Source organism: Halioglobus maricola (assembly GCF_009388985.1).
GTDB classification, from domain to species: Bacteria; Pseudomonadota; Gammaproteobacteria; order Pseudomonadales; family Halieaceae; genus Halioglobus; species Halioglobus maricola.
On record NZ_CP036422.1, the window covers coordinates 2,268,802 to 2,292,028 of the forward strand.

21 protein-coding genes are annotated in these 23,227 nt (G+C 55.8%); 2 read left to right on the top strand and 19 right to left on the bottom strand.

Features of this window, described 5'->3' with window-relative positions; genetic code table 11:
* Window positions 1-4: 4 nt before the first annotated feature.
* The 4 genes from scpA to EY643_RS10245 are packed head-to-tail and all read right to left on the bottom strand — an operon-like array spanning window position 5 to window position 7,207.
* Window positions 5-2,161 (bottom strand): methylmalonyl-CoA mutase, encoded by a 2,157-nt coding sequence (gene scpA / locus EY643_RS10230; protein ID WP_152662115.1) that lies wholly within the window; start codon window positions 2,159-2,161, stop codon window positions 5-7.
* 42 nt (window positions 2,162-2,203) lie between these two features.
* Window positions 2,204-2,617, bottom strand: a complete 414-nt coding sequence (mce, locus tag EY643_RS10235; protein ID WP_152662116.1) for a methylmalonyl-CoA epimerase — start codon at window positions 2,615-2,617, stop codon at window positions 2,204-2,206.
* A 10-nt stretch (window positions 2,618-2,627) separates the two neighbouring features.
* Window positions 2,628-5,441 (bottom strand): ATP-binding protein, encoded by a 2,814-nt coding sequence (locus EY643_RS10240; protein WP_152662117.1) that lies wholly within the window; start codon window positions 5,439-5,441, stop codon window positions 2,628-2,630.
* 32 nt (window positions 5,442-5,473) lie between these two features.
* The gene (locus EY643_RS10245; protein WP_152662118.1) at window positions 5,474-7,207 is read right to left on the bottom strand and encodes an acyl-CoA carboxylase subunit beta; all 1,734 of its coding nucleotides are present in this window, start codon (window positions 7,205-7,207) and stop codon (window positions 5,474-5,476) included.
* 338 nt (window positions 7,208-7,545) lie between these two features.
* Between EY643_RS10245 and pabB the strand changes: the two genes are divergently transcribed.
* Window positions 7,546-8,898, top strand: coding sequence for an aminodeoxychorismate synthase component I (gene pabB / locus EY643_RS10250; RefSeq protein ID WP_170287354.1), 1,353 nt, complete (start codon window positions 7,546-7,548; stop codon window positions 8,896-8,898).
* Here the strand turns inward: pabB and thrH are convergent.
* From thrH to EY643_RS10290, 8 genes are all read right to left on the bottom strand, one after another.
* Window positions 8,895-9,512 (bottom strand): bifunctional phosphoserine phosphatase/homoserine phosphotransferase ThrH, encoded by a 618-nt coding sequence (thrH, locus tag EY643_RS10255; protein ID WP_152662119.1) that lies wholly within the window; start codon window positions 9,510-9,512, stop codon window positions 8,895-8,897. The genes pabB and thrH overlap by 4 nt on opposite strands.
* Window positions 9,513-9,593: 81 nt before the next feature.
* Entirely contained in the window at window positions 9,594-10,568 is a 975-nt protein-coding gene (gene cysB, locus EY643_RS10260) for an HTH-type transcriptional regulator CysB (protein ID WP_152662120.1), read from the bottom strand.
* A gap of 144 nt (window positions 10,569-10,712) precedes the next feature.
* The gene (locus tag EY643_RS10265) at window positions 10,713-11,615 is read right to left on the bottom strand and encodes a 5'-nucleotidase (RefSeq protein WP_152662121.1); all 903 of its coding nucleotides are present in this window, start codon (window positions 11,613-11,615) and stop codon (window positions 10,713-10,715) included.
* A 43-nt stretch (window positions 11,616-11,658) separates the two neighbouring features.
* Window positions 11,659-13,806, bottom strand: a complete 2,148-nt coding sequence (locus tag EY643_RS10270; RefSeq protein ID WP_152662122.1) for an acetyl-CoA hydrolase/transferase C-terminal domain-containing protein — start codon at window positions 13,804-13,806, stop codon at window positions 11,659-11,661.
* Between the two features lie 96 nt (window positions 13,807-13,902).
* Window positions 13,903-15,231, bottom strand: coding sequence for an alanine/glycine:cation symporter family protein (locus EY643_RS10275; protein ID WP_152662123.1), 1,329 nt, complete (start codon window positions 15,229-15,231; stop codon window positions 13,903-13,905).
* A 51-nt stretch (window positions 15,232-15,282) separates the two neighbouring features.
* Window positions 15,283-16,272: a 1-aminocyclopropane-1-carboxylate deaminase/D-cysteine desulfhydrase gene (locus tag EY643_RS10280; RefSeq protein WP_152662124.1), complete on the bottom strand. Its 990-nt coding sequence runs from the start codon at window positions 16,270-16,272 to the stop codon at window positions 15,283-15,285.
* 18 nt (window positions 16,273-16,290) lie between these two features.
* Window positions 16,291-16,629, bottom strand: coding sequence for a preprotein translocase subunit YajC (gene yajC / locus EY643_RS10285; protein WP_152662125.1), 339 nt, complete (start codon window positions 16,627-16,629; stop codon window positions 16,291-16,293).
* A 95-nt stretch (window positions 16,630-16,724) separates the two neighbouring features.
* Window positions 16,725-17,507: an exodeoxyribonuclease III gene (locus EY643_RS10290; RefSeq protein WP_152662126.1), complete on the bottom strand. Its 783-nt coding sequence runs from the start codon at window positions 17,505-17,507 to the stop codon at window positions 16,725-16,727.
* A 178-nt stretch (window positions 17,508-17,685) separates the two neighbouring features.
* Here EY643_RS10290 and EY643_RS10295 point away from each other — a divergent pair, with 178 nt between their 5' ends.
* Entirely contained in the window at window positions 17,686-18,192 is a 507-nt protein-coding gene (locus EY643_RS10295; protein ID WP_170287355.1) for a MarR family winged helix-turn-helix transcriptional regulator, read from the top strand.
* Here the strand turns inward: EY643_RS10295 and EY643_RS10300 are convergent.
* The 7 genes from EY643_RS10300 to EY643_RS10330 form a co-directional block, all read right to left on the bottom strand.
* On the bottom strand, window positions 18,189-18,641 hold the full coding sequence (locus EY643_RS10300; RefSeq protein ID WP_152662128.1) for a nuclear transport factor 2 family protein: 453 nt from the start codon (window positions 18,639-18,641) through the stop codon (window positions 18,189-18,191). The genes EY643_RS10295 and EY643_RS10300 overlap by 4 nt on opposite strands.
* 13 nt (window positions 18,642-18,654) lie before the next feature.
* Window positions 18,655-19,086: an HIT family protein gene (locus EY643_RS10305; RefSeq protein ID WP_152662129.1), complete on the bottom strand. Its 432-nt coding sequence runs from the start codon at window positions 19,084-19,086 to the stop codon at window positions 18,655-18,657.
* Window positions 19,087-19,107: 21 nt separating this feature from the next.
* Window positions 19,108-20,340, bottom strand: a complete 1,233-nt coding sequence (locus EY643_RS10310) for a cytochrome P450 (protein WP_152662130.1) — start codon at window positions 20,338-20,340, stop codon at window positions 19,108-19,110.
* A 129-nt stretch (window positions 20,341-20,469) separates the two neighbouring features.
* Window positions 20,470-21,561 carry an MBL fold metallo-hydrolase gene (locus EY643_RS10315; RefSeq protein ID WP_152662131.1) on the bottom strand — a complete coding sequence of 364 codons (1,092 nt, stop codon included), beginning with the start codon at window positions 21,559-21,561 and terminating at the stop codon, window positions 20,470-20,472.
* 10 nt (window positions 21,562-21,571) lie between these two features.
* Window positions 21,572-22,048, bottom strand: coding sequence for a thioredoxin-dependent thiol peroxidase (gene bcp, locus EY643_RS10320; RefSeq protein WP_152662132.1), 477 nt, complete (start codon window positions 22,046-22,048; stop codon window positions 21,572-21,574).
* A gap of 3 nt (window positions 22,049-22,051) precedes the next feature.
* Window positions 22,052-22,600 carry an NUDIX hydrolase gene (locus EY643_RS10325; RefSeq protein ID WP_152662133.1) on the bottom strand — a complete coding sequence of 183 codons (549 nt, stop codon included), beginning with the start codon at window positions 22,598-22,600 and terminating at the stop codon, window positions 22,052-22,054.
* 77 nt (window positions 22,601-22,677) lie between these two features.
* On the bottom strand, window positions 22,678-23,154 hold the full coding sequence (locus EY643_RS10330; RefSeq protein ID WP_152662134.1) for a flavin reductase family protein: 477 nt from the start codon (window positions 23,152-23,154) through the stop codon (window positions 22,678-22,680).
* Between the last annotated feature and the right edge of the window lie 73 nt (window positions 23,155-23,227).

Consider the following 23,227-nt stretch of genomic DNA (forward strand, 5'->3'; position numbering starts at 1 on the left):
GCGTTCAGGCCTTAACCGCGTTCACGGCATCGAGCACTTCGCGCGCACAAGCCGGGATCGGTGTGCCGGGCCCAAAGATACATTTCACGCCCGCGTTGTACAGGTAGTCGTAGTCCTGACGAGGGATAACACCGCCGGCAATGACGACGATATCGTCGGCACCCTGTTTCCTGAGTTCTTCGACGAGCTCTGGCACCAGCGTCTTGTGCCCCGCGGCCAATGAAGAGGCCCCAACAACGTGAACGTCGTTTTCGATCGCCTGACGTGCAACCTCTTCCGGTGTGGAGAACATGGGTGAGAGATCGATATCGAAACCGACGTCAGCGAACGCCGTGGCGACGACTTTGGCACCGCGGTCGTGCCCGTCCTGGCCCATTTTGCAGACCAGCATACGCGGACGGCGACCGTGCTCGCTTACGAACTGATCGATATCCTTGCTGATGCCCTGCCACTCTTCATCCTCGGAGAATGCTGAGCCATAGACGCCGGAGACAGTTTGAGCCTGGGCATTGAAGCGGCCGAACTCGCGTTCCATGGCGAAGGAAATCTCTCCTACGGTGGCACGCCGACGAGTCGCCTCCACGGCCAGGGCTAATAGGTTCCCTTCTCCACTCACCGCGGACTGGTAGATTTCCTCGAGAATCGCTTCGACCGCAGCTTCGTCACGCTGCTCCCTGATCGATGCAAGACGCGCCAGCTGTGAATCACGCACGGCGTCGTTATCGACCTCGAGCGTGTCGATTTCATCTTCCTCTTCAAGAGCGTATTTGTTCACGCCAACGATGACATCGTCGCCGCGATCAATCCGGGCCTGCTTGCGTGCTGCGGCCTCTTCGATCTTGAGTTTGGGCAAGCCGGTCTCAATCGCCTTGGCCATGCCGCCCGCTTCTTCAACTTCCTCAATCAGTTCCCAGGCCTTGTCGGCAATATCCTGGGTCAAGCTCTCCATCATGTAAGAGCCTCCCCACGGATCCACCACGTTGGTGATTCCGCTCTCTTCCTGGATGATGAGCTGGGTGTTCCGCGCGATACGCGCCGAGAATTCCGTCGGCAGTGCTATTGCCTCATCCAGGGCGTTAGTGTGTAGCGACTGGGTGCCGCCGAAAACGGCCGCCATTGCTTCGATCGTGGTGCGCACTACATTGTTGTAGGGGTCCTGTTCAGTCAGCGACCAGCCGGATGTCTGGCTGTGAGTGCGCAGCATCGAACTCTTGGGGTTCTCGGGGTTGAACTCACCGACAATCTTCGCCCACAGCAGCCTCGCGGCCCGCATCTTGGCGATTTCCATGTAGAAGTTCATACCGATGCCCCAGAAGAAAGACAGGCGCGGCGCAAACTGGTCGATGTCGAGCCCGGCTGCGAGAGCTGTGCGGATGTACTCTTTGCCGTCTGCCAGGGTATAGGCGAGTTCTAGAGCTGCGTTCGCGCCAGCCTCCTGGATGTGATATCCGGATATGGAGATGGTGTTGAACTTCGGCATATTCCCGGAGCAATAAGCAATGATATCGCCAATAATCTTCATGCTCGGGGCCGGGGGATAGATATAGGTGTTGCGCACCATAAACTCTTTGAGAATGTCGTTCTGGATAGTGCCCGCCAACTGATCCTGGCTAACACCCTGTTCCTCGGCGGCAACAATGTAACCAGCCAGCACAGGCAGTACCGCGCCATTCATCGTCATTGAGACCGAAACCTTGTCCAATGGAATACCATCAAACAGGATCTTCATATCTTCCACTGAGTCGATCGCAACACCGGCCTTCCCAACATCGCCAGAGACGCGAGGGTGATCAGAATCATAACCACGGTGAGTCGCGAGGTCGAAGGCCACCGATACGCCCTGGCCGCCTGCGGCGAGCGCCTTGCGGTAAAAGGCGTTTGACTCTTCCGCCGTGGAGAAACCCGCGTATTGTCGAATCGTCCAGGGTCGACCTGCATACATCGTTGCCTGCGGGCCACGGATATAGGGAGAGAGGCCCGGCATAGTGTCGGTGTATTCAAGGTTTTCAGTGTCCGCCGCGGTGTAGAGCGGCTTAACATCGATATCTTCAGGTGTTTGCCAGGTCAGGTCTTCAAGTGGTTTGCCGCGTAGCTGTTTCGTCGCCAGGTCAGTCCAGGCCCCTGGAGTAGCGGCGTTCTTGTCGTAGATTTTGTCGGTCATAATGTGTCTCGCATTCCTCGTGGTTCAGCTAAACCCACGCATTTAGTGATGTTCGTCGCCAGGCTGATTGATCTCAATCAACACGCCGTCGCAGCTCTTGGGGTGAATGAAAATCACCTTGGAACCGTGTGCGCCTGCTGTCGGTGCATCACCAAGAAACTGGTAGCCCTTTTCTTTTAGCCGGGCTATATCCTCTTCGATATTGTCGGAGCGAAAACAAAGGTGGTGCAGACCACCGCCCTTCTTTTCGAGATATCCCGCAATCGGCCCCTCACCATTGAGCGGATGGACCAGCTCTATCTGGGTCGGTGGTAGCGGGAAGAAGGCAGTAGACGTCTTCGCTGCTATAACGTCTTCAGTTCCCTCAAAGGGAAGACCGAAGTCCTCCATAAAGCGCTTAATCGCTTTCTCAAAATCGGGAACAGCGATGGCAATGTGATCCAGTGCAGTGATCATAGTCTACTCCTCAAACCAGCTGGCCAAGAAATTCGCCGGTGACACTGCGGCGCCGCGCTGCGATATCGTCTGGAGATTCCACGACGATTTTCTCATCAGGTGTAATTTTGAAAATGGGCTGCCCTTTTCCGATGATCACACCGTCAGTCTCTACCAGCACCGTATCGATGGTTCCGGAAAATGGCGCATAGACCTTGTTGAACATCTTCATGACTTCGACAATGAACAGCGGATCACCCGCTTCAAAGTGATCACCTTCCTTCACATACAACTCGTGTTCAGGTGTCTCCCTGCCGTAGAACATCCCGCCGCTTTCGGCGAGAATTTCGTCTGACTTCGCAACCGGCGGCGGCACCAATATCTTGGCCATCGCCTCCTGCAACTCTCCATCTTCCAATCGCTCAGGAATATTGATGGTGAGATCGTCATTCACACACAGTGCGTAGTAAGCCGTCGCCTCTGCAATGCTGGGCAGCACCGCAAGGATATCGACCCCGGCCTGGTAACCCGCATGCGCCCCTCGAATCTGAGCCCACATTTCACTGTTAATCCCTTCGGGAGCATCCTCACTCGCCAGTATTGATTGGAACTCGATCCAATCTTCTGCGTCCAGGCGATTATTCAGCTCAGCATAGAAATCCAATGCCTGACGGAGCACGTCGTTGTCGTGATCCCAGATCATGCTGGACGCTGGCGCGCCGCTGATATAATCCATATTCAGGAAATGGTAGGTGTCGTCCAGCAGCTCGAGAGGGTTCTCGTTCCAGCTGATCTTACCCTCGACCATGGTGTAGCTATCGCGATTGATACTCAGCCAACCCGCCAAGATATGAGGCTCTGCCAGCAGCATTTCCAGCGGCCGCAGCAACAAAGTGTGCTTGAGATCCAGGCTGGACTTCAGCGCTGCGGCTGCGTCGCCAGTGGAACTGGCTAGCTCGGCTTTGCATATCTGTTGCCAGGCATAACCGAGATCCAGGTTGTTGGCCCGTTGCTTCAGTTCACCGACTGCCGTGAGATAAGGAACGATAAAGCGCGTGGTCGGACGGGCGTTAATATTCTGGCCGATAAACCAGTTCACCAGACCGTAATGAAACTCGAGATTGGTGGCGAGATCCTTGCCCCGCATATTCGTTTGGCGAATAACTTCCGCCATGCGCTCGTAGGTATCCAAACGCGTATCGCCGACCGTTAGCAACAGGGCGATATTGGAATCGTAGGCACCGGCGAGTGTGTACTTCATGAAAACATCGGTATCCGGGTTGTGCAGGCTGATACCCTGATCGTCACGAATCTCGCCCTCCACTGCGTCGGACCAGTACTCAATGACACCGCCGGCACTCGGCTGCAGCGCCTGGTTAGTGGCATTGAGGCGCGCCTCCACCGAATCGTTGTAACGAGGGGCCCGCTCGGGCCGCGGCAGTTTCGGGCCATGTGCGGCCAGCAGCACCATCAACTCGACCAGCGACTCAACAACAAAGGAATCCTCGGAATTGTCAGGGTTACTGAACTTCAACGAGTAGCACAGTTCAGTCACTCGGTGCTCTACCTGAATCCGGGTATTCATCTCCATGAAAAAGTGCTTGTCGCGATCGACGATGCACTCAAACGTAGACACGGAATCGAGGCCAACAGCCTCACCAAAACGTGTAGCCTCGTCTTCCATCGCGACCAAAGTCTCGAGATCCTGCTCCAGAACTTTCAGTTCGATGGCATTGCCTGACGCCCTCGCCTGCTCGATGGCAGCCTCCAGCGATTCGACAGTGACCGAGACTTCAAGCAGCTTCTGCTCGTGCATCTGCAGGGAGCAATCACGCCCACCCATTGTCATCGACCACTCACCGTTACCCACCACCTGGATTTCCTGATGGCGTGTGGTTTCAATGTTCAGCTCAACGAGGACGTTCTTGTTGTCGCCTACGCCAGTGGTTTTCACTTCGTTAAGGATTTCACGCACCATTTCGGGCGTGCGGCCAGACTCACCGATGCCGAGGATCCGTTGGCCCTTGCCACCGCCACCGGAGATCGCCTTGAGGCGAATACGATTAGCGGGATACTCTGCTGCCATTTTATCTACGGCTTCGGTCAGAGTGGCGCACAACTCATCCACGGTGTAGATGTCGACGCCCTTGATATAGGACGCGGCCAATACCAGATCGGCCTTGTCAGCCAGCTCGATACTGTCGTCATCCAACTTGGCCTCGTCCACGCTCAGGCCGTGTTCCGCGGCCAGTGCTTTGAGCGCCGCCACATCAGGATGCTTTTTAAGCAGCGTTAATGCGGTGCCGTTGTCGATACCAGGGGTCACAGATACGCCCGCTTTTAGCGCAGTGCGTTTCGCTTCATCCTTCAGGCCAGCGTCGTGCACGGTGCGCGAACAGGGCCCGATGAAGTTGAGCCCTGCCCGTTCCATCGCCGCAACCATGGCCTCGTCTTCAGCCATGAAACCGTAGCCAGCAAAGATAGCGTTGTAGCCATTTTCCTTGGCAATATTGATGATCTGGGCAATGCGCTGATCGCGCTCTTCCTTATTCGCACCGGTGTAGTCCGGAACACGATGGACACGATCGGGCGCTGTCAGGGAACGCAGTTCTGGAGCCAGCGCGTCCTGATAGACGATGGAATCTTTCTCGGACAGCAGGATGCCGAAGTGGCTAATACCCATCTCGGTGAAGACATCCATCGCTTCTTTACGGATGGGGCCGCGACAGATAATCAGCGGAGAGATGTGGGTGCAGTCAAACTGATTGACCCAGTTTGTGTGGCGGCGCCCCAGGCGACGGTCACGATGGATCATTGCGTTTTGCAGGTAGTGTTCGTTGGACACGTGTGAATCCTCTGTAAATCGTTGGCCGGGGCTTAGTGGAACTCGCGCTGCACAGACTGCAGCGGGCTTGGCTCGTAGTGACGCAGGCAGAAGTCCATCTGCTCTGCCAGTACCTGACGCAGGTCAGAAGGCATCACGATCTGCGATATTGAGCCGAGACTGAGCGCCTCGTTAGGGTTCATGAGCTCCTGCTCATAGCGCTGGGCCAGCAGTTGTTCCTCTGCTTTTACCCACTCCGCCACCAGCGTGTCGGCTGCTTCGCGCGCAGCCTCTTCCGCGAGGCCGGCTGCCACCTGAGCCTGGGTCTCCTTGGCGACCCTGTCTTTGATCGAGCCGCGAATTTTCTTCAGTTCGTCCTTGTATACATACTCAACTCCCGCTGGCCCCATCACAGCAACCCGAGTGGTGGGAAGAGCGACGACAAAGTCTGCACCGGTGGGATAATTGTTGTAGGACGCGTATGCCCCGCCGAAGGCGTTGCGTACCAGCACCAGGAAGCGCGGCGTGCGCAAATCGACGATAGCATCCAGCATGGCGCGGCCAGCCTGGACGATACCGCGGCTCTCCTGTTCACGCCCCGGCAGGAAGCCAGTGGTGTCTTCAAGGAAAATAATGGGGATGTTGTACAGATTGCAGAAACGAATAAAGCGCGCGTTTTTGTAGGCCGCATCGATATCTATCTGGCCTGAAGAAACGGCGGAGTTGTTGGCAACAAAGCCCACCACATTGCCACCCATACGACCCAGAGCGGTGATCGTATTACGAGCGCGCTCGGGCTGAATCTCCAGGAAATCGCCATGGTCACAGAGCTGTTGAATCAGAATGCTGATATCAACCGGCGTGTTAAAACCGGTGGGAGAATTGAAGGCCTTCTTCAGCAGAATATCGATATCCCAGGTCTTGCGGGAACTCGGATCGGAAGAAGGCTGATGTGGCGGCAGTTCACCATTATTGGCGGGAAGGTAGTTCAACAATTCGCGCACCTTGCGCAGCGCGGCCAGCTCATCTGGCACAACAAAGTCCGTCACGCCGCTCTGGCTGTGTACGCCAGGGCCACCAAGCTCATCGGGAGTCACATCTTCACCGAGAACAGATTTTACGACGCCCGGACCGGTCAGGCCGAAAAAAGTATCGTTGGGCTGGATCAGGAATGATCCCTGGCGAGGCAGGTAAGAACCACCGCCAGCGTTAAAACCGAACATACACATAATGCTCGGTACGACACCGGATATTTTGCGCAGCGCGGTGAATGCATCGGCGTAGCCATCGAGACCACCGACGCCGGCGGGAATATAGGCACCAGCCGAGTCGTTGAGACCGACCAGTGGAATCTTGCGCTTTGCGGCCAGTTCGAACAGCCGGGCCAGTTTTTTACCGTTGGTGGCGTCCATGGAGCCGGCCCGAACGGTGAAATCGTGTCCGTATAGAGCGACGTCGCGGCCATTCACCTTGACGATAGCCGTCACCAGGGAGGCTCCGTCGAGGTTGGGGCCCCAGTTTTGATAAAGGATCGTGGGTTCTTCATCTGCGAGACACTCTATGCGCTCCCAGATGGTCATACGATTTTTCAGGTGCTGGCGCTGAGTATTCTTAACGCCGCTTGCCCGATAGGGACGTTGCTGCAGTTCCCACCCCGCTTTCAGGGCCTCCTCGTAGAGCCCGGGCTCGGCGGCTACCTGTCCGGGGACTTTGAATTCCTGTTCATCGTTGGCGGCGAAAGGGTTATTCAAAGATGCAATCAGATCGTTGCTGCTGTTTTTCGTCATAGTCCTTGATCCAATAATCGGCCCGCAGGCCGGGAGAGCTTGCTGAATCTTCTGTGAGATTTTTTGTATGCAAGACGTGACAGGCGGGAACTGTGAAATCACAACTTCCACCAGAATTTCGGCGTCATACATTAAGTGTGCAAGCCGTTAAAGTCAATTGGATGAATGTCGTAAGGCTATGTTTTCACTGCAAATACTGACCTGTTCAACGCTGTTTACGACATTAGTTTACAATAGCGAACAACAAAACAGACTTTGACGCTCATTTGGCAACTTGTGTTGTCGGTGTCAACATTTGTCAGTCGCTGAACGCCCCGCATAAGGCCGCAAGAACACCCATGTTGAAAACCGTTTCACTGGAAGAGATCCCCTACTCACCCGACAGCTGTCAGATGTTCGAACGGCTGCGTGACCTGCCAGGTTCGGCCATCCTCGATTCGAGTTACCCCTATGCACAAACAGGCCGGTACGACATTCTCGTCGCAGATCCAACTGCGGGCACCCCGATACCACCCGTAGAGGGAGAAACCGCACACTGGGAGAACTATTTCGATGAGCTGGGACGCTTTCATCAATCCCGATTCGAGGCTAGCCAGGGCGTCTCACCCGACTTGCCCTTTTGCGGTGGCCTCCTCGGCTATCTGGGCTACGACCTGGGAAACCCGCTGAACAGGGTATCGGGATCGAGTGGAAAGTACTCAGGGGCAGGTCTTTACGCCTACGACTGGGCGGTGGTTCAGGACCATCTACTGCAGCGCGCTGTGCTTGCCACGCAACCAGCGGTATCCAGAACACAGCAAAGTGACCTGTTGCGCCGTTTGCGCTCGCGACGCTCAACCGTTCCGGGCGGCTTTCGGCTGCAAGAGAATTTCGAAGCCAACATGAGCGACGTGCAATACCGAGAGGCATTCAACCGCATTCAAGCCTACATCAGCGCCGGAGACTGTTATCAGGTCAATCTGGCCCAGCGGTTTGAAGCCGGCTATGAAGGCGACCCATGGCAGGCATACAGGATGTTGCGTCAATTGGCTGCGGCCCCATTCTCCGGTTACCTGTCTCTGGACAATGACGACGCTCTGATGTGCCTCTCACCAGAGCGGTTTCTCTCCCTGCATGGCAGTCACGTCCAGACCTCGCCTATCAAGGGCACCCGTCCCCGCTACCAGGACCCTGCAGCAGATCAGCTAGCCGCCGCAGAGTTACGCCGATCGGAAAAAGACCGCGCGGAAAATCTGATGATCGTTGACCTGTTGCGCAACGACCTCGGTCGCAGTTGTGTGCCTGGCAGTATCTACGTGGATAAACTGTTCGAGGTTCAGAGCTTTCCTACCGTTCACCACCTTGTAAGCACTATCAGCGGTGAGTTGGCACCGGAGCGAAGCGCATACCAACTCTTGCGGGACTCATTTCCTGGAGGGTCTATTACCGGAGCGCCCAAGCGGCGAGCCATGGAGATTATTGCCGAGTTGGAACCTCACCCGCGCGAGGCCTATTGCGGATCCCTCATGTACATCAGCGCTGACGGCCGCATGGACAGCAACATCGCCATCCGCAGCCTGTTGTGCAGTGAAAGCAAGATTCGCTGCTGGGGCGGCGGCGGTATCGTCGCTGACTCCCAGTGGCAGCAGGAATATCAGGAAACCTTTGACAAGGTCGGCAAGTTCCTCACTGCACTGGAAGGCCTCTCCTAGAGCGTTAGATCACGGTTGGACGCATCGAGGAATGCGCCCCTGAGGTCCTGCAGAGATTCCACTGACCGAAACTGCGGAAACTCGTCTTTCACATTTTGCGGCGCGTGAATAAGTATGCCCACGTCAGCCTCACCGAGCATGGTGGTGTCATTGTAGGAATCGCCGGCAGCAATCACCCGGTAATTGAGACTGTGCAGTGCCTTTACGGAAGCGCGCTTGGGATCCTCCTGACGCAGCTTGTAGTCGACAACCCTGCCCTCTGCATCGGTGACAAGCCGGTGACAGAACAGCGTAGGCCAGCCAAGCTGACGCATCAGTGGCTCAGAAAATTCGTAGAAGGTGTCAGAAAGGATAATCACCTGGAAGCGCTCGCGCAGCCAGTTGACGAAATCAATGGCATCCGGCAATGGCTCCAGCGTGGCGATAACCTCCTGGATGTCGTCAATCTTCAGGCCGTGCTGGTCGAGAATACCCAGACGCTGTTTCATGAGGACGTTGTAGTCAGGAATATCGCGAGTGGTAGCGCGAAGCTCTTCGATGCCAGTTTTCTCGGCAAATGCGATCCAGATTTCGGGGACGAGTACACCCTCCAGGTCCAGGCAGGCCAGTTCCAATGTTCTAACTCCTAAGTAGCGGGGAACGAGCGCAACAATCTAACCATCTCCACTGAGCGGCACAAGCCCCCAGGGGAATTTTCAGTAGACCGGGAGCTCGAGGTGGGAGAAGAGTTCTTCCAGTTCTGCCTTGGAATTGCAGGAGAAGGCCTCGGTGACCACATCGCGGGTGAGATGTGGCGCAAAATCCTCTATAAATTCGTACATGTATCCACGCAAGAAGGTGCCCTTGCGGCAACCAATCTTGGTGATGCTACTGGCGAAGAGATGAGCAGCATCCAGCGCCACGAGGTCCGGATCCATCTCGGCGTCGTGCGCCATGCCGGCCACGATGCCTATTCCGAGGCCGAGACGTACATAGGTTTTGATCACGTCAGCATCAGCAGCGGTAAACACGACGCGCGGCACCAACCCCCGCTCCAGAAAGGCTTCGTCCAGCTTGGAACGGCCGGTAAAGCCGAACACGTAAGTCACTATGGGGTGCTCGGCGACATCTTCCAGCGTCAGCTCGGACACCTGGGTCAAAGGGTGGCCTTTTGGCACCAGAATACACCGGTTCCAGCGGTAGCAAGGCATCATGATCAGGTCCGAGTAGAGCTCCAGCGCCTCGGTGGCGATGGCAAAATCGACGGTGCCATCAGCGGCCATCTCGGAAATCTGCACCGGGGTGCCCTGATGCATGTGCAGGGACACCTCCGGGTAGCGCTCTATAAAGGCTTTGATCGTGGCAGGGAGTGCATAGCGCGCCTGAGTATGGGTGGTTGCGATCGACAAACTGCCCTTGCGCTCGTTGGAGTATTCCTGGGCGACCTGCTTGATACTTTCGACTTTGCGCAGGACTTCACCTGCGGCTTCGAGAATAGCCTCGCCAGCAGGCGTGACATGGGTAAGATGCTTGCCACTACGAGCGAAAACCTCTACACCGAGTTCGTCTTCCAGCAGCCGGATCTGTTTGCTGATTCCGGGCTGGGAGGTATACAGACTCTGGGCAGTGGCCGACACATTCAGATCATGATGTGCGACTTCCCAGATATAGCGCAGCTGCTGCAGCTTCATCTCTGCCTCCGGCCGTTTCCAGCCCGTGATGTTGAAGCTTCCGTAGCTTCCGTAACGTCAAGTCTTATGAAGAATAGCCATTAACCGGCGGTTTTGCCAAATTAAAATGGAATAACCGTTTTCGCGGCTTACAGCCGATGGCGCTCAGGAATTAGCGACACCGTGAGGGACGTGGCCGGTGGCGATATGGGGGCTTGCAGACTCGCAGTGAGACTGCTGATCATCGAAGAAAACATCGGCCTGGTAGGCTCTAAGAAAATCTGTCTTGTTAAGGCCACCAAGGAAGATTGACTCATCAATACGGATGTCCCATGCGCGTAATGTCCGTATTACCCGCTCATGTGCTGGCGCTGAACGCGCCGTCACCAGGGCGGTGCGAATGGGCGCCTCAGTGGCAGGGAAAGCCTGCTGCAAGCGATGCAGTGCGGCCAGGAAGGGTTTGAAGGGGCCACCCGCCAGAGGCTGTTTTGCCGCGGCAACTTCGCTCGCGGTAAATGCGTCTAGCCCTTCACTTTTGTAGACCTGCTCCGCTTCGTCAGAAAAAACCACAGCATCGCCGTCGAAAGCGAAACGCAACTGGTCACCATCCTGCCCACTGCCGCGCTTGTTCGACACCAGGGTCGCTGCGGCAACACCACAATCAAGCGCGTAGCGCACATCCTCAGCCTCGCTGGACAAGAACAGCTGGCAACCAAAAGCGTTGATATAACGCCACGGGCTCTCACCGCCACAGAAGGCAGCGCGGGAAATCGAAAGGTCGTAGTGCTTGATCGAATTGAACACGCGCAAACCAGTGTCGGCGCTGTTGCGCGAAAGCAGCACAACTTCAACCTGCTGCTCACCGCCTAGTAATTCATTCAGCCGCAGCAGCTTGTGGACCAACGGAAAAGCTTCGCCTGGTTCCAGTGGCTCCTCCTCACGCTGCACCTGGTAGGCGGAATAGGCATCCAGACCCTGCTCTTTATACACCTGGTGACTCTCGTCCAGGTTGAACAGTGCCCGCGAGGAGATCGCGATAACCAGTTTGTCGTCAAGTGTAGAAGGCATGCGCAAAAGCATACCGGTATGCGTTGCACTGCGCCAGCCAAGCTCAGCTGACCTTGAGCAACCCCCTCTCCTCCAGTTCCATCATCAGCAACTGTTGTAACAGGAACTCCTTGGGAGTCTCGGGGTGATCCAGATGCACGCGCTCCAGTAGCGGGCGTGCCGCGTCCTCGTCACCATGGTGCAACAGTGCCTTGAATGCTGAGGAAACAAAGTGGGTCGGCTCTTCACTGAGCGCCTTGATCTTGCGCAGGCTGGCGGCCAGAGCAATTTCCTGTTCTGTAAGCTCGGTACCAAAGGGGTATGCGGGCAGCAGGCCAGAGTCCATATGCGGCTGCAGTACTGCTTTAATCCGCTCAGGCGTGTTGTTGCGCGCTTCCTGAGGAATACGGTAGTCGTGCGGGAGCTTGCCGTGGCTCTTGGCGTATTCGAGCAGCTGCTCCTGAAACCGCGAATCGGCAATATTGATCATACGCTTGATCACTTCAGCATCACTCTGGCCGCGCAGGTCCGCTACGCCATACTCAGTAACGATAATATCCCGGAGGTGCTTGGGTATCGTCGTATAGCCGTAGAAATTGACGATATTGGATTTCAGGGTCTTGCCCTGGCCGCGGGTACTGCGAATACAGAGGACCGAACGCGCACCGGGCAAATCATGTGCCATGGCGACAAAATTGTACTGCCCGCCCACCCCGCTGATAACCGTGCCGTCTTCGAGTGCGTCAGAGGCAACCGCGCCATTTAGAGAGGCAATCATGCCGGTATTGATGAAACGGGCGTCGCGGCGCTGTGCGCTATAAAGCGGGTAATCCAGCAGCAGTTGGTTAGTGCGCCGCACACCTGTCATACAGATCGAAGCCTGTAGCTCAGGTGAAAGCTCACGCAACTTGCGATAAAAGTCGCGCGGTCCAAGAAAGAAGCCGCCGTGGAGGATGCGGCCGTGTTGCAGCGTATTGCCCGCGGAGGCATCGAGCAGCGCCGCTCGAGTTGCTGCATCATCCAGATCATTCGCTAGCTGCTGCGCGTGCAAAACCAGCCCTGTCTCTGTGACCGCCAGCTCGGCAGGCAGGACACCCCAGTGCTGCAGCTCGTCCAGGCTCGATGAGTCCAGCATCCGAGGCAAAGTTCCCTGTGCACGCAGAAAGTCGTACATAGGCGCATCCACCGCTTCGCTAACAGCGCCCTCATTGAGGCCCCGCTGCAACACCAGATGATCATAGACCTTGCGCTTTACCACACCGGCCTCAACGAGTTGCATCATGCCGTTGACGAACATTTCAGTAGAAACATAAAGCCCTTCGACAAACTCGGTAGGCTCGCCGGCCGGGCTATCAGGCACCTGTGTTACGGCCTCAAGCACATTGCGATAGGCCTGGTTGTCACGGTGACGGACAATGCAGGCCTGAGCCACCGCGTCACCCAGTGAGCCAATACCAATTTGCAGCGTACCACCATCGCACACCAGGGAGCTGGCATGTATCGCCGTGGCATAGTCCTGCAGCGGTACCGCCGCATTGGGCACTGCAAACAACATACGGTCATAAGATGGGTTGCGCACGATGCAATCGAAGCGTGAAGGACTTACCTCGGCGTCGTGCTCCATAAATGGCATATCAGCGTGCACCTGGGCGGCAAAAAACACCTCCCGGTCGAGCTCGGACACACTGTCAAACATCTCCAGCGTTACATCAGGATTGCTGGACAAGCTGAGGGAATGATCCCCATCCACATCACGCTCGGCGACCATTTGGGCCATGACGTTGACCCCCGCACCAAGCATATCCCGTCCAATGTGGGTGTAATTGCTGGAAATGTAGTTTTGTTGAGCCACGGGGACATTTTTCATAGAACCGGCTTTGAAATACAGCTCGGTTACGCTCACGTTATCCGGCAATTCCCCGCGGCGCAGGGGAGCCATAAACTCAAGCTCTTCGTAGTCGCCAAAGATACGCGCCATTATCGGGCCAGCCAGCCCCTCTTCAATGTGGCTGCCAGGCTTGGGCACTTCGAGACACAGCGCTGTATAGATATGCAGGGAAAGGCTTTGATCGACCAAGGCCCTCCGATAGAAGGCATTGATCAACTGTACCGGCTTACCCAGACCCAACGGTGCGCCAAGCACAATGTTTTTGCCCACACAGGCAATCGCGCGATCGACACACTCCTCGACACTGGAAACAACCTCAGTCATAGCTATGCCCTCCCATCAGCACCTGCGCTATCAGACACAGCTTATGAAAACAGAAATTCGCCGCTGGGCCATTGATCCTGAACAAGGCCGCCCGGTCTATGGACGGCGGTTGAAGTAATCGCGGGTGAGCTTGAACACCAGCGGACCGAGTAACAGCAGGGCCACCAGATTGGGAATCGCCATGAACGCATTCAAGGTATCAGCAATCAACCAGACCAGGTCTAGTTGCACGACGGTACCAACCGGAATTGCGACGACCCAGAGGATTCGAAATGGGAGAATCCCGCGGGTGCCGAACAGGAAGACCACGCAGCGCTCGCCGTAAAAAGACCAGCCAATCATCGTGGTAAAAGCGAACAAACACAGGCCGAGCGTGACGATGTATTCCCCACCAGGGAAAGCATTACCGAAGGCCAGGGAGGTCAGGCTGGCGCCAGAAATTCCGGTAGGCAATACATCCATGATAACGATGACCAGCCCCGTCATGGTGCATACGATCAGCGTGTCGATAAACGTACCGAGCATGGCAATCATACCCTGTTCAACGGGCTGATTGGTCTTGGCCGCAGCGTGGGCAATAGGTGCGCTGCCGAGGCCGGCTTCATTGGAGAAAATGCCCCGGGCTACACCGAAGCGCAAGGCCGCCCAGACCGTCGCTCCCGCGAAACCACCAGCGGCGGCAGAACCTGTCAAAGCACTGTCTACGATCGTGGCGATGGCGCCAGGGACTGCCGTTATGTTCATCAGAATTACGATCAAACTGAGCAGGATATACGCGAGCGCCATCATCGGAACCAGCAGGCTTGCAACACTTGATATCCGCTTAATGCCGCCGAGCACCACCGCGCCTACAAGCACCATCAACACCAGGCCAGTGGCCAGGGGTGGAATGCTGAACGCGTCACTCAATACCTGGGAGACTGAGTTTGACTGGACGGTGTTGGCAATGCCAAAACCAGCGAGCGAACCGAACAACGCGAAGGCATAGGCCAGCCAGTGCCAGCGCTTGTGCAGACCATTCTTGATGTAATACATCGGGCCGCCGCTAAAGTTACCCTTGTCATCCTGCTCACGAAAATGCACCGCACACACCGCCTCTGCGAATTTGGTGGCCATGCCAACCAGTGCAGTGATCCACATCCAGAACAGCGCGCCAGGGCCGCCGAGTGCGACCGCCGTTGCCACACCGGCGATATTGCCAGTGCCGATGGTGGCTGAGAGCGATGTCATCAGGGCGCTGAATGGCGAGATATCGCCCTCCCCTTCGCCCTTGCGACCCTTGAGCAGTAATGCAATTGCGGCGGGAATTTTGCGTAATGTCGCGAGCTTGAGGCCTGCGGTGAGGTAAATACCCGTACCCAACAGCAGCACCAGGGTGACCGGACCCCATGCCCATCCGTTAACTGTATTGATCAGCTCAACCATGTCCCCACCACCTTGATTTCAGGAGTTTTTATCTGTCATTAACTATGGAGTCTACCAGCGGAAGCCTTCTGCTTGGGGAAATACCCCAAAAATTCCACCCGTGTGCATAAACACAATGTCCTGACACCCGGTAAAGCGACCTGCTGCGATTTCATCCAGCATGCCGCGAAACGCCTTACCCGTGTACACGGGGTCCAGAACAATACCCTCCAGCGCCGCGAGCTGTGCAATCAGGTCGAAAACCTCCGCGCCCGCTTTGCCGTAACCGGGACCGACATAGCCGTCCAGCACCCGAGTGGCGTAGTCAACTGCCGGCGCCTCGGGGTAGAGCGAATGCCAGTGCGCGATGTCAGCAGCCACCTTATCGATAAAGTACTGCTCATCATCGCAGACGTTAACGCCCCAGACATCAGCGGGCAGTTGGTGAAGTGCTGCGCCGAGAGTCAGGCCCGCCTGCGTTCCGCCTGACCCGGTGGCGGTCACAATATGCGCGCGCTCAATATTCGCGTGGCCGAAATCCGCCTTAAGTTCCTCACAGGCAGCTATATACCCCCACAAGCCAATGCCGTCGCTACCTCCCGTGGGGATCGCCAGCGCTTTGCGACCGAGCGCTGCATAGTGTGCCTGCCACTGCTCGAACAATCCGTCCAGGCCCTCGACATATTCTCGGGTGGAATAGCAATTGACCGTGGCACCCGCGAGATGGTCCAGCAACAAGTTGCCGTCGCGTGGACCTTCTTCCAGCCCGCGCAAAATCAGGTGAACGCTCAATCCCAGCTGTGCGCCGGCGAACGCGGTGGCACGACAGTGGTTACTCTGGATACCACCACAGGTAATCAGGGTATCGAACCCGTGATCCTGGGCGTGGGCCGTGATGTATTCGAGCTTGCGAACCTTGTTGCCACTGAGGGCACTACCCGTCAGGTCGTCGCGCTTGACCCAGAGGCGATGTCCGCATCCCCAGCGTTCGCTGGCGCGATCAAGTGGTAGCAGTGGCGTGGGAATCTGGGCCAGGTCATTTTTGCGAGGATATTGCAGCATGTGCCTGGCCCGGCAGGTTTAACCGATGGACTTCAATGTGCCCTTGGGCAGTACGGCGTGAACGTGAATCCGCTGGAACTTCATCTCTACATTATTGGCAACATTCAACACCATGTAGTTATCGTCCAGGGAAGTCACTTTGCCAAGAATACCGGAACTGGTGACAACCTCGTCCCCCTTGGAAAGCGCTGACACCATCTCGGTGTGCTCTTTCTGACGCTTGCGCTGGGGGCGGATCGCGATGAAGTAGAACAATACAAACAGCAACACAAGGAAGCCGATCTGGAACAATTCGCCACCCGCTGGGGCTTGGCCGCCGGCTGTCTGGGCGTGGGCGCTGGCAATAAACAAACTCATTCGATAATTTCCTGTTTTCTAGTTCACTTCTTTAGGGAAGCGTGGAGCTGGGCTAATGTACTCGGTTTCCGCAGCCCTCGCAATGAAGCCGGAGCTTAGCCGGTGATCTCGAAGTCGTATTCCATGATTTGCGGCGCGTGGTCTGAGAACCGCTCGTCCTTGTAGATATCGGCGGCCACAACCTTGTCGCCCAGTTTTGGCGTAATCACCTGGTAATCCAGCCGCCATCCTACGTTCTTGGCCCAGGCCTGACCTCGATTTGACCACCAGGTGTACTGTTCTGGTTCCGAATTAACCAAGCGGAAGGAGTCGATATAACCCACCTCGTCGAACAAAGTGTCCAGCCACGCGCGCTCCTCAGGCAAAAAACCGGAATTTTTCTGATTGGGTTTCCAGTTTTTGAGATCGATTTCCCTGTGGCAGATATTCCAGTCAGCACAGACAACAAACTCTCGACGCTTGCGCCTGAGCCCCTTGAGATGCTCGAGAAACAGGTCGAGGAACCTGAACTTCTTCGCCTGGGCCTCTTCACTACTTGAACCGGACGGCAGGTACAGCGAGATGACGCTCAGGCCATCGTAATCCGCCTGCAGATAACGACCCTCAGAATCAGCTGGATCCCAGCCAAGGCTGGTCGTGATCTTGCGCGGTTTTACCCGGCTGTAGATCGCAGTACCGCTATAGCCCTTTTTGACAGCATCATTGTAATAACAGTGGTATCCCTCGGGATGAAACACAGGGTCACTTAACTGATCGACCTGAGCCTTGGTCTCCTGGATACAGACGACATCCGCATCCTGTTGTGGCAGCCAGTCAAAAAAGCCCTTGCGTGCCGCAGCGCGAATGCCGTTGGTGTTAACTGTAATAATCTTGGCCAATGTAATGCTCCTGACGATAAGGTCGCGAAGTGTAACGCGCACGGCGGCCAGTATTCAATTTTGTGGCCGAGTCCACAGTTTTACATTCCGGGACCGCGAGCGAGCTTCTAAATCTGCGCTAAACTGGGGGCTACAATAACAATTACGGAGGCAGGACGGCCCCTCCGTGGAGACCACAGTGACCAAGTCTACGGCAGAGGCCAACAGGGATATCGCATATCGTCTCTCCAACAACCTTCCCCGCCTGCTGCGCGAGTTCAGCAGGGACTTTGAACGGCGCATATGGCGTCAGCTGAACGAACGCGGCTATCCCGAAATTCGCCCTGCCCATGTACAGGTTTTCGCCAATCTGGGCCTCGGTTCAGTGCGCGTTTCCGACCTGGCAGCCAGGGCGCAGGTTACCCAGCAGGCCATGGGTAAAATGCTCAAGGAACTAGAGCGTCTGGGCTTCATTGCTCGCGACATTGATTCCGGCGACAAGCGCGCCAAGGAAATCCGCCTCACGGATAAAGGTATCCAACTCGCTGAAGACAGTCTGAAAGTTGTTGACCAGATACAGCAGGAGTACCGCGAGAAAGTGGGCACAGAGGAGCTCGAGCACCTCGAAGACCAGCTGAGACGCGTCGTGCAAATGCTGGAATTGGAATACCTGCCCGAATCCTGGGCAGCCGATGAACCGCGCTAGAAATTCATAAACTCAGGTGCGTTGAACACCCAACTCTTTTCTTCGCGCCGGCTACAGATACGCCAACCGTTTTCCGTGCGGCGATATTCGTCCACATACCAAATGCCCAGAAAATACGTCTGGCTCTCGGTATCAGACAGGGTCATCTCCATCGGATTGAAGCACATGATTCTGCCCGTGGCTGAGTCGCCGTCGACTTGAATCTGGAGATTCGCATTCAGATGCTGCGAGTTGGGGAACAGTGCATCCGTCAGTGATGACTTGAGAAATTCCAGTGTCGCATCCAAATCGCCTACGCTGCCCCCCACTGCGGAGTAATCTATGTGCGCGTCTGCGGTAAACACTGCATCACGCAGCTCCTCAATTCGCTTCTGATCGATCAGGTCAGCGTAGTGAAACACGAGATCCTGTATTTCAAACCGGTCCGAAATTTCCTGCTGCGTCAGCACTTGTTATCTCCTCTCATTCGTCCACGCGCATGGAATAGGCACGCTTATTGAGCCTGGCAGCCATAGCCTCCAGCTCCTCGGGCACGCCTGGGGAGCGTGCGTGAATATCCAGCTCCTCGCCGTTCCAGCGCGGGATGACGTGCATATGGTAATGAAAAACAGTTTGCCCGGCAGCAGCGCCATTGAGCTGGTAGATCCCTACACCGTCACATTGCAGCTCTTCACGCACCGCATGGGCTATCAGGGTAGAAACGTGCCCCACCATACCGATAGCGTCGGGCGTGGCGCTGAAGATGTCGTCGAAATGACGCCGTGTGACAATAAGGCAGTGGCCTGGGGCCGCGGGAAATAAATCGAGAAACGTGCGCGTATAACGTGTCTCATGCACCGGATAGCAGGGTGCCTTCTCCGCGACAATGTCACAAAAAATACAGTCGTCACTCATGCTGCTGAATCTCCCCTGAAATCAAATGTCAGCGACCTCGAATGTTATCGGCATTGCCTTGATTCCACTGATGAAATTTGAGCGGAGCCACTGCACATCGCCGTCGAAGCGCGGATTGCGAATACGCCGGGTAATTTCCTCGAAAATGACCCGCAATTCAAGTCTTGCCAGGTGGGATCCCAGACAGAAGTGTTGTCCGATACCAAAGGCGCGGTGCTCGTTGCGGACATCTTCACGCTGATTGCGGGTGATATCGAAGGTGTCTGGCTCTGAGAATACGGTTTCATCCGAGCTGGCGGAGCCATAGAACAAGTGCACCCTGTCGCCCTTCTTGATCTGGACATCGGCCAATACGACATCCTCCATAGCGGTCCGATTAAAGGCGATAACCGCTGGGTTGTAACGCAGAAATTCTTCGATGGCGTCATCGATCAACTCAGGCTTATCCACCAGCGCCTGGTACTGGTCAGGATGTTCCATCAGCAGACGCATGCCGTGGCTGGTAACGGTGCGGGTAGTCTCATTGCCGGCAACGATCAACAGCAAAAAGAAGTTGCAGAAATCTTCGTCGGACAGTGGCTCGTCCTCCACTGTGCCATTGAGCAGAACGTTGACGATGTCATTGCGCGGGTTCGACCGGTGCTCAGCAGCAATGTCCATAGCCAGCATGAACATTTCCATAGCTGCATTGAGGCCATCCTCTTCAGACGTCGACAGATCGGGGTCGTCCATGCCCAGCATGATATTGGTCAACTCAAACAGCCGCTGGCGTCGCTCTAGCGGCACACCCATGATTTCGCAAATGGCTACCAGCGGGAGATCAACTGCAACATCCTGCACGAACTCACAGCGGCCGCCCTCGACAGCAGCGTCGACCAGCTGTCTCGCGATTTCGCGAAAGCGTTCCTCGTAGCTATCTACCATTTTGGGGGTAAATGCCTGGCGCACAAGACGCCGATATTTCAGGTGCTGCGGCGGGTCCATGTTAATGAGTTGCGTGCGCACCATGGCCAATTGCTCTTCCTCCATCTCATTGAGCAGGCAGGATTGCTCGGCAGAGGAAAAGAGTTCCGGGTGTTTAGACACGTAATCAAGCTCTTGCTGACGGCTGATAACCCAGTAACCACTGGCACCCTCGGCACCCTCATGCCAGTAGACGGGCTCGTCATTGCGCAAATAGCGGAAAGTATCCCGGGGCAGGCCTCCCTGGAAGGTTTCAGGTTCGGTCAGATTAAAGTGGGGGCAACCGGTCACGTTAGTACTCCTCAAGGATTTACAGCTACGAGCTATGAACTAATAGTGATTAGTTTAGACCATCTAGTCGCCGCCACGGGTGACCTCATCGGCCGTTTAAGTTGTGTTTTTGAATAAACCGTGAGGCCGTTACACCTGGAACGGGACTTCCACATCGGCCTCGTGATTTCGCTTGCGCAAGCGCATCGGCAAGGTGTCATCGACTGACCGATAGCGGTAACAGCCTTCGCTATCAACAGTGCGTGCTATCTGGCCGCGATGGAGCAGGTAGTTGAGATGCGCAACACACTCACCCAGTGCCAGCCCGATCTGATTGTCGTCAAGCTCACGCTTGAACAACACAGGCAACAACTCCACCGCAGTACAGGACGCTTGTAAACAGGCCTCCTCCAGTGCGATCAAATGGTCTTCATGGTGTTCAATGAGGTGACGCAGGCGATGGTGCAAGCCATAAAAGGGCAAATTGTGAGCCGGCAATACCAGCGCGTCGTCTGGTAACACCTCGAGGAAGCGCTCGTGCGACTGCAGCCACTCGCGCAACGGATTTCCCTCCGGCTCGATGCCTGATACGCTGATATTTGAGGTAATCCTCGGGATCACCTGATCGCCTGAAATCAGTACATTGAGCGATTCACAATACAGACAGGCATGTTCCGGCGAATGGCCCGAGCCAACAACAACACGCCAGCGCTGCCCATTGATCGTAAAGCGACTACCCTCTTCCAGGCGCTGATATGAGGTGGGTAAGGGCCGGGTGATCCTTCCGGCTCCGCCCATACTCTTGCGCGAGGCTGCAACGCCCTCCTCACCCCGACCCGAGCGGATCTGGTGCTGCTCATTGGTCCAGCCGAAGTGTTCGGGGGCTGCCCGGGTATAGACAAGCCCGGTGAGATACTCACCCTGTGTTGCATAGAACGGCACTCGCCAGCGGTCACAAAGCCAGCCAGCCATCCCTGTATGATCGGGGTGCCAGTGCGTTGCGATCACCGCCTTGATGGGTTTACCGCCCAGGTGTTGGGCAAATATCTTTTCCCACAACTCCTCGGTGGGACCAAGGGCCATGCCGGAATCGACTATCCACCAACCATCGTCATCCTCAAGCATGTACAGGTTGATATGGTCCAGAGCCATCGGCAAGGGCATTTGCAGCCAATGAATTCCGGGGGCTACTTCACGCAGTGTGCCGTGCTCAGGGGGTGTATCGTGGGGATAAGTCAGCATCTGGTCTGGCTTACAAGCCGAGTTCTTCGATAAGGGCGATCACATCATCGTGGTGAGTCTTGGTTTTAACCTTGTCCATTACATGCTTGAGACGACCATCTTTACCGATGATAAAGCTGGTGCGCAGTACACCCATGAATTCACGGCCCATAAATTTCTTCAGGCCCCAGGCGCCATATTTCTCAGTTATCGCGTGATCCTCATCCGATAACAAGGTGAAATTGAGGTCCTGCTTTTCAATAAAACGTCCCAGCCGTGCCACCGCGTCAGGACTGACGCCGAGCACAACAGTATCCAGCTTTGCCAGTGCCTTCTTGCTGTCTCGAATGCCACAAGCCTGCACAGTGCATCCCGGGGTCATGGCTTTGGGATAGAAGTAGAGCACCACATTTTTCTCACCACGAAACTGCTTTAACGTGACCTTGTTACCGTCCTGATCCAGCAAGGTGAACGCCGGGGCAATATTGCCTATCTTGGGAAATGCCATCATTTACTCCTTGATTCGTCGCTTGTATTCGATAGCCGATACACGCACGGGGAAACGGCCCTCGGCCGCGTCTTTAAAATACTCTCGCAGCGTTTCTTTCACTGGCGGAAATGCAATCTCGTCCCAGGGAATGTCTTCCTCTCGGTAAAGTGCGGACTCGAGACTCTCCGGCCCCACGCCGAACTGGCCATCATCAATTTCACAGCGATAAAACATGTAGACCTGGCTGATATAGGGCACATCGAAAATACGATAGAGTTCCAGCTGGCTAACCCGGGCTTCAGCTTCCTCCCAGGTTTCGCGCGCGGCACCTTCGGGCGTGGTTTCCCCATTTTCCATAAAGCCAGCAGGCAGGGTCCAGTAGCCGTAGCGCGGCTCAATCGCGCGCTTACACAGCAATACCTTGTCCTCGTAGACCGGCACGCAGCCAACGATGACTCTCGGATTTACGTAGTGGATAGTTTCACAGCTTACGCAGACAAAGCGCTCTCGATCATCTCCCTGAGGAATCCTGAGTGCAACTTCGCTGCCGCAACTGGTGCAAAAATTCATGTTTAAGGCCACCGCTCCGCTGATGCCATTGAGAACAGCCGAGCAGTATAGAGCTTATGCCGGACCGCTGCGAGGGATCAGCGTATCTCGGCGTAACGACCTGAGTGGAACAACAGGGGCTGGCCTGTCGGACGACTCACCATATCCTCTACCTTGCCGACAATGATCAGATGATCACCGCCCTCGTGAGCGGCATCCAGGGTGCACTCGAAACTCACCAGCGCATTCCTCAGCAATGGAGCGCCGTTGCGACCGATGCTGAAATGGGCGGGATCCATAAGGTGATCACCCTTCTTGGCATAAAAGTTTGAGATCTCTTCCTGCTCGAGAGCCAGAACATTGATTGCGAAGCTCGTGGGCGATGCGAAGGTCTCGTACATATCCGAATTGTTCTGCAGACACCACAACACCAGCGCGGGGTCGAGCGAAACAGAGGAAAAGGAGTTGGCCGTCATGCCTACTGCTTCGCCTTGCGCATTGTGGGTTGTGATCACGGTTACGCCCGTGGCGAAACGCCCCAGCGCGTTTCTTAATTCTCTTCCGTCCAGGCTCATCCCCTGTTCCTCTTATATTGCGATTATTCTTACATTATCTATTGGAACGCATAGACCGATGGCCCGCATCCCC